9 protein-coding genes are annotated in these 9524 nt (G+C 66.9%); 4 read left to right on the top strand and 5 right to left on the bottom strand.

The genetic code is table 11. The features are described from left to right. Positions 1–17: 17 nt before the first annotated feature. Positions 18–1811, bottom strand: a complete 1794-nt coding sequence (locus tag ACVWZ8_RS11060; protein ID WP_426979273.1) for a glycoside hydrolase family 15 protein — start codon at positions 1809–1811, stop codon at positions 18–20. A 62-nt stretch (positions 1812–1873) separates the two neighbouring features. On the opposite strand from ACVWZ8_RS11060, the gene ACVWZ8_RS11055 reads away from it, so the two are divergent. Both ACVWZ8_RS11055 and ACVWZ8_RS11050 read left to right on the top strand, forming a co-directional pair. Next, entirely contained in the window at positions 1874–2671 is a 798-nt protein-coding gene (locus ACVWZ8_RS11055) for a DUF72 domain-containing protein (RefSeq protein ID WP_456504661.1), read from the top strand. A gap of 56 nt (positions 2672–2727) precedes the next feature. Continuing rightward, the gene (locus ACVWZ8_RS11050) at positions 2728–3798 is read left to right on the top strand and encodes an App1 family protein (RefSeq protein ID WP_426979275.1); all 1071 of its coding nucleotides are present in this window, start codon (positions 2728–2730) and stop codon (positions 3796–3798) included. On the opposite strand, the gene ACVWZ8_RS11045 is transcribed toward ACVWZ8_RS11050, so the two are convergent. From ACVWZ8_RS11045 to ACVWZ8_RS11035, 3 genes are read right to left on the bottom strand one after another with little or no spacing between them, the layout of a single operon-like run. After that, the gene (locus tag ACVWZ8_RS11045; RefSeq protein ID WP_456504660.1) at positions 3795–5324 is read right to left on the bottom strand and encodes a glycoside hydrolase family 1 protein; all 1530 of its coding nucleotides are present in this window, start codon (positions 5322–5324) and stop codon (positions 3795–3797) included. The two genes, ACVWZ8_RS11050 and ACVWZ8_RS11045, sit on opposite strands and share 4 nt — an antisense overlap. A gap of 40 nt (positions 5325–5364) precedes the next feature. After that, entirely contained in the window at positions 5365–5637 is a 273-nt protein-coding gene (locus tag ACVWZ8_RS11040; RefSeq protein ID WP_456504659.1) for an MmcQ/YjbR family DNA-binding protein, read from the bottom strand. A 41-nt stretch (positions 5638–5678) separates the two neighbouring features. Then, on the bottom strand, positions 5679–6461 hold the full coding sequence (locus ACVWZ8_RS11035) for a phosphatase PAP2 family protein (protein ID WP_456504658.1): 783 nt from the start codon (positions 6459–6461) through the stop codon (positions 5679–5681). Positions 6462–6572: 111 nt separating this feature from the next. On the opposite strand from ACVWZ8_RS11035, the gene ACVWZ8_RS11030 reads away from it, so the two are divergent. Next, the gene (locus ACVWZ8_RS11030) at positions 6573–7670 is read left to right on the top strand and encodes a DNA alkylation repair protein (RefSeq protein ID WP_456504657.1); all 1098 of its coding nucleotides are present in this window, start codon (positions 6573–6575) and stop codon (positions 7668–7670) included. Positions 7671–7960: 290 nt separating this feature from the next. After that, a complete protein-coding gene (locus ACVWZ8_RS11025) occupies positions 7961–8170 on the top strand; it encodes a hypothetical protein (RefSeq protein ID WP_456504656.1) in 210 nt (69 codons plus the stop codon). 104 nt (positions 8171–8274) lie between these two features. On the opposite strand, the gene manD is transcribed toward ACVWZ8_RS11025, so the two are convergent. Next, a complete protein-coding gene (gene manD / locus ACVWZ8_RS11020; protein WP_456504655.1) occupies positions 8275–9504 on the bottom strand; it encodes a D-mannonate dehydratase ManD in 1230 nt (409 codons plus the stop codon). Positions 9505–9524 lie beyond the last annotated feature (20 nt).

Here is a 9524-nt window from a genome sequence, read left to right as displayed (position 1 = left end):
TGACTTCCGGAAGCCGTTCAGTGTCCCTGGAGCGGGGTGTCGCTGCGGTGCACACCATCTTCATGCAGTTCCAGCGCGCTCATCACGAGGGCAAAGTGGCTGAACGCCTGGGGGGTATTGCCGAGCTGCCGCCCGTCCTCAACGCTCCACTCCTCGCTGAGGAGTCCCACGTCGTTGCGCAGCGCCAGCAGCCGCTCGAACAGTTCCTCGGCCTCGTGGTGCCGGCCCGCCCCCAGCAGCGCTTCCACCAGCCAGAAGGAGCAGGCGAGAAACACTCCTTCCCCGCCGGGCAGACCGTCATCGCTTTCTTCCGGCTTGTAACGGCGCAGGAAGCCGTCGTGCGTGAGTTCGTGCTGGACCGCCTCGATCGTTCCGACCACGCGCGGGTCATCCGGCGCCAGGAATCCCACCCGCGGGATCAGCAGCAGGCTGGCGTCGAGCTCGGGGCGCCCGTAGGACTGCACGAAAGTGTTGCGTTCGGCGTCGAAGCCCTTGTCCATCACCTCGGCGTGGATGGTGTCGCGCAGTTCCTCCCAGCGGTCCGCCGGGCCGGTCAGGCCGAAATCCCGGATGCCCTTGACCATGCGGTCCGCCGCCACCCACGCCATGACCTTTGAGTGGGTGAAGTGCCGCCGCGGTCCGCGCATCTCCCAGAGTCCGTTGTCCGGCTGGTCCCAGTTCTTCTCGAGATGCTCCATCAGTGCCACCTGGACGTCCCAGGATTCGTCCGTGTGTTTCAGGAGCGAGTTCCGGGTCAGCGACAGGCAGTCCAATACCTCACCCCAGACGTCCAGCTGCAGCTGGTCGGCCGCGCCGTTTCCTGTCCGCACCGGAGTTGAGTCCTCGTAGCCCCGCAGCCAGGGAAGCTCTGCCTCCGGCAGCCTGCGCTCGCCGTGGATTCCGTACATGATCTGCAGGTCAGCAGGGTCTCCGGCCACGGCCCGCAGCAGCCAGTCCCGCCAGGAGGCGGCCTCCTCCGTATAGCCGGCGGCCAGCAACGCCTGGAGTGTCAGGGTGGCGTCGCGGAGCCAGCAGAAACGGTAGTCCCAGTTGCGCGTGCCGCCCAGCTCTTCCGGTAGGGACGTTGTCACGGCCGCCACGATCCCGCCGGTCGGTGCGAAAGTCAGTGCCTTCAGGGTGATCAGCGAGCGCTGGACGGCCTCGCGGTAAATGCCGGTGACCGTGCACTTGGCGGACCAGCGCTGCCAGAAGGAATCAGTGGATGCGAGGACTGCCTCGGGGTTCACGGCGCGCGGGCGGTACAGGTGGCTCGGCGTCCAAGTCAGCACGAACGGCACCCGCTCCCCGGCCTTGACGGTGAAGTCGCTGATGGTGTGCAGCCGTTCGCCCCGCAGCGGCGCCTTCGTCACGAGGTACGCGGCATCGGGTCCGGCCACCGCGTGGATCCCGTGCTCGTCATGGCGGACCCAGGGAACGATGTGCCCGTAGTCGAAGCGCAGCGCCAGCTCGCCGCGCATCCGGACTGTACCGCTGACCCCCACCACGATCCGCACGATGTCCGCCACCTCGTCGCGCGGCGGCATGAAGTCGATGACCTTGACCGTGCCGGTGGGCGTCTCCCACTCGCTTTCCAGGATCAGCGTGCCCTCGCGGTAGTGCCGCCGCGTGCATTCACCGCCGCCCTCCGGAGCCAGCAGCCAGCGACCCGCCTCCGGTGTGTCCAGCAGGGCGTTGAAGCAGGCCGGAGAGTCGAAGCGCGGCAGGCACAGCCAATCGATGGAGCCTTCGGTGCTGATCAGGGCCGCGGTGTGGAGATCGCCGACCATTGCATAATCCTCGATGCGTGCCATGGGTCTTACATTGCCACACCCGGGGCAGACCAGGCCGAGCCTGCCGGGACTAGGATCCGAACATGCCGAACTCAGGAACCGGGCGGGATGAGGGAGCGGGAGGTCAGGAACGAGTGGCAATCGGGCCGGGGGCTCTTCACGTCGGAACCAGCGGCTGGAGCTATGACCACTGGGAGGGTGTGCTTTACCCGCCCGGACTGCCGGCCCGGGACCGGCTGGCACACTACACTGACCGGTTCAGCACGGTGGAACTGAACGCAAGCTTCTACCGCTGGCCGCGAGAGGCTTCCTTCGCCAGCTGGCGCCGCCGGCTGCCGGAGGGATTTCTCCTGTCTGTGAAGGCCCCGCGCGGCCTGACCCACGGCAGGAAGCTCTACTCCCCCGAGGTCTGGGTGGAGCGGATCATCCGCTGCTGGCATGAGCTGGCGGACAAGCGGGCCGTGCTGCTGGTCCAGCTGCCGCCGGATTTCGCCCGTGACGACGCCCGGCTGGACTACTTCCTGACCGCGATGCCGGAGTGGATCCGGATCGCAGTGGAGCTCCGCCATCCCAGCTGGGACCATGCCGAGGTCTATGCCCTGCTGGAACGACACCGGGCCGCCTACTGCGTGATGAGCGGCGCCGGACTCCCCTGCATCCTCCGTGCCACCGCACCGTTCGTCTATGTACGGCTGCACGGGCCGGATCAGGAGCATCTCTACGGCGGATCGTATTCTGACGATGACCTGCGCTGGTGGGCGGACCGGGTCAGCGAATGGCGGGCCGCCGGGAAGGACGTCTTCATGTATTTCAACAACGACGGCGCCGGCAACGCCGTGCGCAACGCCGCCACGTTGCGTGTGATGCTGGGCGACGCCTGAACCGGTGTCGCTGACGCAGGCCGTTCGCCGGCGGTCCGCTGTGGGAGAGTGGAGGCATGGAATTGGCGTCGCAGCACACACCCCAGCAGCCACCTGTCACCGGCAACAAAGCCTTCCGGCTGGCCCATCGGGTCTCGGACACCGTCACCGGACTGCGGCTGAAGGCGGCCAGACGCTGGCACTTCATTCCGCAGACCATCGCCTACCAAGGCTACGGCTCCACAAGCTGGGTCCGGGTACTCGGCCGGGTGGTGCTCACGAGCAAGCCGACGCCCGGCAGCCGGACGGAGCAGGCGGCCCAGAACGGCAACCAGAACATCCGCGGCTGGCGAGCGTTCACGAGCGTCCCGATCCAGTTCACCGAGGTGGAAATCGAGATCGGCGGGGTGACTGCGCGGGTGCACGCGGACCGCGGCGGGCTCGTGGACACGGTCGTACAGGTGTCCCTCGAGCCGGGCTGGCACACGGCGGAGCTCCGCTCTGAAGGAACCGAGCCCGTGCACATTAAAGTCTTCGTCATCTCCCCCGACACCGCGCTGGGGATTGTCTCGGATATCGACGACACGATCATGGTCACGGCGCTCCCCCGGCCCTTCCTGGCACTGTGGAACACCTTCGTCCTGAACGAGCGTGCCCGGATGGCGACGCCCGGCATGGCGGTGCTGATGGACCGGCTCCTGGTGGAGCACCCGAACGCGCCGGTGATCTATCTGTCCACCGGTCCGTGGAACGCCGCTCCGACCCTGGCCCGCTTTATCTCCCGGAACATGTACCCGCCGGGCGCCCTGCTGCTCACCGACTGGGGACTGACCAACGACCGCTGGTTCCGCAGCGGCCAGGAGCACAAGCGACGGAACCTGGAACTGCTGGCGGAGGAGTTCCCGAACATGCGCTGGCTGCTCTTCGGCGACAACGGCCAGCACGACGAGGCCATCTACTCACACTTCGCACGGCAGCACGGAGACCGTGTGGCCGCGATCGGCATCCGGCAACTGTCAACCGGCGAAGCCGTGCTGGCCGGCGGCCACTCGGAAACCGGGGACCACACCGACTCGTCCGTCCCGTGGATCTACTCTCCCGACGGCGCCGGCATGGCAAAGGGACTGCACGACCTGAAGCTGCTCTAGCCCACTGGGTGCGGGCGCTCGACGTCGGGAGCCTGCGCCGGAAGTCCGGCGCCGAAAGCCTCGGGAACCTCGGGGGCGGCGTCCCTGTTCCGGGCCGCGAGCAGCTCCTGGAGCCAGTAGAACGAGGCCTTGGGGGTGCGGACCTGAGTGTCAATGTCGACGCGCACGAGACCGAACTGCTGTTTGTAGCCACCGGACCACTCAAAATTGTCCACGAATGACCACACGTAGTAGCCGCGCAGATCGATCGACTCCGCAGCACCACCCGGCGAGGTGGCTTCGACGGCAGTCCCGATGTGGTCTGCCAAGTACCGCAGCCGCCGCTCGTCGGGGATGATCGTGCGGTTTGCGGCCGCGTCGCGGACCACCACATCCTCGAAACTTGCCCCACCCTCGGTGATATAGACCGGCGGCAGGGTCGGGTAGCGTTCTGCCATCTCGGCCAGCGCCACGGACATGTATTCCGGTTTGATCGGCCAGCCATACGCGGTGGTCTCGGTGTCGTGGAACGGGGCGATGTGGAATGGGGCGCCCGGGGTCCCGCTGAGATCGTCGCCCATCGCCTCGGCCATGCCCGCAGGCACAGTGCCGTCGCCGGGTCCGGACCCCACGCGCGTCGGCATGTAGTAGTTCAGTCCGTAGAAATCCAAGGGCTGGGAGATGAGCTCCATGTCCTCGCTGGACGGGCTGAAGTCCGGGGAGAAAAAGGTGGCCGCACGGATGACCTCCGGGTACTTCCCGAGCAGCACCGGGTCTGCGTACAGCCGGTTCTGGGCAATATCCATGAGTCCGGTGCTGACCTTGTCCAGCGGGTTGGCAGAAGCCGGGACCATCGGGGAATAGACGTTCGCAATGCCGATTTCGCCGGTCACGTTTGCCGCGCGGAGCGCCTGCATGGACAGTCCGTGGCCCAGCAACTGGTGGTGCACGCTCGGCAGGGCCTTGAGCATGAGCGATTGCCCGGGCGCATGCACGCCCAGGGCATAGCCGTTCGTGGTGAGGGTGGCCGGTTCGTTGACGGTGACCCAACGGACCACCCGGTCGCCGTAGGCGGCGGCGGCGATAGCGGCGAACTCGCCCAGCCGGTAGGCCGTGTCGCGGTTCATCCAGCCGCCCGTCTCATCCAGCGGCAGCGGGGTGTCCCAGTGGTACAGCGTGGCCATGGGACTGATCCCGTTGGCCAGCAGCAGGTCGATCAGCCGGTCATAGAAGTCCAGGCCCGCGGGATTAACCGGTCCGCTGCCGCCGGGCTGGATGCGGGACCAAGACAGCGAGAAACGGTAGGAGTCGATCCCGAGTTCCTTCATCAGTGCCACGTCCTCCGGCATCCGGTGATAGTGGTCGCAGGAGACGGCGGGGCTTTGGTCCTCCACGATCGCACCGGGTTTCGCCGCGAAGACGTCCCAGCCCGAGGGACCCCGCCCGTCCTCGTCCAGTGCGCCCTCGATCTGGAACGCGGAGGTTGCAACCCCCAGGGTGAAACGGGGCGGAAGGAGCGTGGCCAGGTCCCTGGCGGAAGCGTTCATCGGCGGAGTCCCTTGTGTAGTTTCAGACAGTTGATTGATTTTAGTCCTGGCCGCCCAGTTCCCCGAGGTCGATCCTGTCCAACCGGACAACGACAAGTTGCGGCGAACGGTCATGGTGCGGGGTCCAGAAAAAGGTTTCCGGGTCCGTTCCGGCGAGAGCCTCACGCTCCTCCGTCCTGACCGTGAGCACCCCGTGTTCCCAGATTCGGGCCATGAGGGTGGCGGCGAACCAGGCGGGCCTGCCCCAGCTCAGCCGCTCCACCGCGCCTGGCAGGGCCAGGGCCTCAGCGCGGACGTCATCTTCGGTGGCCATGGCCCACTGTGGCACCGCCTACGCCGCCCGGGCAAGGGCCGCTAGTCCCGGCTGGTGTCGGCCTTCGAGAGGGTTCCGGTGACGCGCTCGCCGGTGATCCGGGCGGTACGCCAGGTGTCCAGGGCAATGACTGCCCCCAGCACCACGAAAGACATGGACAGCGAGGCCAGCGCGTCGGTAGTCCAGTGGTAGCCCAGATAGAGCCGGCTGACCGACGCGAAAAAGATCCCGATTCCGGCGACCACAAAACCAGCGACGGCGGCCTTGGGGTTCTGCCGCCGGGAGAAGATGAGAAATGTGGTGACGAGCAGGAAGTCGCAGGCCCCGAGGACATGCCCGGACGGGAAGGAGAAGGTGGAGTCGGCACCGAAGAGCATCAGGTCCACCGGAGGACGCTGCCGGCCTACCCTCTGGCCTATGAGTTGCGCCAGGAGCACACCGGTCAGCATCGCACCTGCGAGCAGCAGCGGCCGCCAGGCGTGCCTGGCCAGCAGTCCCCAGGCCACGGTCACCACCAGAATGATGATCGGCAGGCCAATCGGACCGAAGATGACCGCAAGGATGATCATGATGGTGGTCAGCGGCCCGGAGCGCAGGGTCAGCAGCCAGGACCGCACGGGTTCGTCCAGGGAGCTGAGGCCGCCGTTCTGGAGCACGCCGGCCAGGAGGACGACGAACAGCACGGAACCGACGATCATGAGGCCGACGGCGGTCCGGTAGAGATTCCTCCGTGCAGGCTCGCTCATGAAGCGTTCCTCCACGATGAACTTGTCGTGGAAAACCCGCCACCGGCCCGGCGACTTCCCCGTTTGTTCCTCGGTCATGTTCCGTATTCCGCCTCCGCGATGTGTTAAGACGTTCCCTGCTGAGATTATCGCGGTTCCGCCGATTGTGCGGCGCCGGTCCGCAGGACATCCTCCCAGAAGCCTGAAGCCATGGGTGTCATGAATGAACTGATCAATCCGGCTGTCGTCGGCTCGCTCCGGCGCGTACTCACCGCGGCGTCACCGGTAGACGGCTGGCCACAACTGGCCGAGGCCGCCGGGCGGCTGGACGGGCTGAGCCTGAGGGAACGGACCGACGTCGTCAGCCTCGCCCTCCTGGCGGATCTTCCGCTGGACTATGCGACAGCGGCCGCCACCTTCCGCCGCGCCGCGGAACACACGGAGTTCACCGGCTGGATGATCTGGCCCGTCACCGAGGCGGCGGTCACGCGCGCCCTGTGTTCCGGGACGCCGGGCGACTTCGAGGACTGCCTCCGGCTGCTCGCCGAACTGACGCCGCGGCTCACCGCGGAATTCGCGATCCGTCGGCTCCTCGCCGCCGACCTGGACCGGGCGCTGGCCGTGGTCCAGGGCTGGACGACCCATCCGGACTGGCACGTCCGCCGTCTCGCCAGCGAAGGAACCCGGCCCTACCTGCCGTGGGCGGTCCGCGTTCCTGAAATCTCCGCCCGGGCCGCCGCCACCCTGCCCATTCTTGACGCCCTGTACCGGGACCCGCAGGAGTACGTCCGGCGCTCGGTCTCCAACCACCTCAACGATCTGGCCCGCCACGCTCCGGATCGCGTGGTGGCCACCTCGGCCGCCTGGCTGGGCGCGCCGGACGCCAACACGCCGCGGGTGGTCCGGCACGGCCTGCGCACCCTGCTCAAGAATGCCCATCCCGGCGCTCTTGCCCTGCTGGGATTCGCGCCGGCGTCGCTCGCGGTGACCCCGGCCCGGCTGGACCGCACCGCCGTCGAACTGCCCGGCGAGCTGGGTTTTGAGTTTGAGATCACGAACACCGGCCCCGCGGAGACCCGGCTGGCGCTGGATTACGTCGTGCATTTCAGAAAGGCGAACGGCACCCTCGCGGAGAAGGTGTTCAAGCGTGCAACACCGGTCCTCGGACCCGGCGAGTGCAGGAAATTCTCGAAGCGCCACGCGTTCCGCCAGATGACCACCCGGGTCCACCACGCCGGGAACCATGTACTGGAACTGCAGATCAACGGGGTCCGCTACCCGGCGGGAAGCTTCACAATCCTGACCTAAATCCTGCCCCTGCCGTGTCTTACCGAATGATGAGCTAGATGGGGAACAACGTCGTCGAGGCACAGCATCGTTTGTGTCCACGAGCATCTCTCGCCCTGCCCCGAGTGACCCCGGGTGAGCAGCCTCACGATCGGGACCCGGGCCGCAATGGAGCTGCAGGTCAACCGGATTTTTGGTCCGCACAGGCTCTGTTCTGACACCGCGTGGTGATTTGACGCGTCAATAAATATGACGTTAGTGTTCCTGGAACCATGGGGGCCGACTAGAAGTACTCCACGAAAGACAGTGCGATGACCACCATTACCGAGTCCATTGAGATCCAAGTCGACAACCGGCATGTCCTGGACGAACGGCTCAACGAGGCTGAGCAGGGACTGCAGCAGCTCGCCATAATCACGGGCACGCACGGCATCCTGCTCACGCGGCACAGGCCCGGCCACTACACCGCCGCGCTCTCCGAAGAGGTCCCCTTCGGCATGACCCAGGAACTCGTTCGCTGAGCCACCTGAAAACGGGGCGCTGAGAACGGCCTCAAGAGAGCCAGGTCCCGGGCGGCAGAGCATCGACTCGCCGCCCGGGACCTTTTTGGCGTTTCAGGGGACGGTTACCAGTCGTGGACCGTTCCGTCGACGAGGCGGTTGTAGGGCAGGTAGGCCTGCTGGTAGGGGTAGGCCGCGGCGGCTTGCTCGTTGAACTCGACGCCGATGCCGGGCGCCTCCCCCGGGTGCAGGTAGCCGTCGACGAAGGTCATGGACTGCTCGAAGACCTCGTTGGTGGCGTCCGAGTGCTGCATGTATTCCTGGATCCCGTAGTTGTGGATCGCCAGGCCCACGTGCAGCTGCGCGGCGAAGCCCACCGGGGAGATGTCCGTGGGCCCGTGGAAGCCGGACTTGATCTGGTACTGCGCGGCGAAGTCCATCACCTTCTTCAGCGGCGAGATCCCGCCGAAGTGCGTCGACGCGGCCCGGACGTAGTCGATCAGCTGTTCCTTGATCAGGGTCTGGTAGTCGAACACGGTGTTGAAGATCTCCCCGATCGCCAGCGGCGTGGTGGTGTGCTGGCGGACCAGGCGCAGCGCCTCCTGGTTCTCCGCCGGGGTGCAGTCCTCCAGCCAGAACAGGTCATAGGGCTCCAGGGCCTTGCCCAGCTTCGCGGCCTGGATCGGGGTCATCCGGTGGTGCCCGTCGTGCAGCAAAGGCAGCTCCGGGCCGAACTCGTTCCGGACCGCCTCAAACACGGTGGGCAGGTGCCGCAGGTAGGCCCGGGTGTCCCAGTCCTCCTCCGCCGGGAACGCGCCCCGGCCGGCCGGCTCGTAGTCGTAGCGCTCCCCCGAGGCCTGCGCCTGCGCCGCGACCCCGTAGACGGCCTTGATCCCCGGCACCGCGGTCTGGATCCGGACCGACTTGTAGCCCAGCTCCAGGTGCTCGCGCACGGAATCGAACAGCGAGGGCAGATCCGCCCCCGAGGCGTGGCCGTACGCGCGCAGCCCGTTCCGGGACGCCCCGCCCAGCAGCTGGTAGACCGGCATCCCCGCGACCTTCCCCTTGATGTCCCACAGCGCCATGTCGACCGCCGCGATCGCGGCCATCGTGACCGGACCCCGCCGCCAGTAGGAGCTGCGGTAGAGGAACTGCCAGGTGTCCTCGATCCGGTGCGGGTCCTTCCCGATCAGCAGCTGCGCGACGTGCTCCTTCAGGTACGCGGCGACGGCCAGCTCCCGGCCGTTCAGGGTCGCATCCCCGATCCCGGTGACGCCGTCCTCGGTGGTGATGCGCAGGGTGACGAAGTTACGGGACGGGCTGGTCACGAAGACTTCCGCGGCAGTAATTTTCACAGCTGGTCCAGGCTTTCTGT

Source organism: Arthrobacter sp. UYCu723 (genome assembly GCF_054059215.1).
The sequence above is the reverse complement of the archived record's forward strand: the minus strand, read 5'-3'. Positions and strand labels throughout refer to the sequence as shown.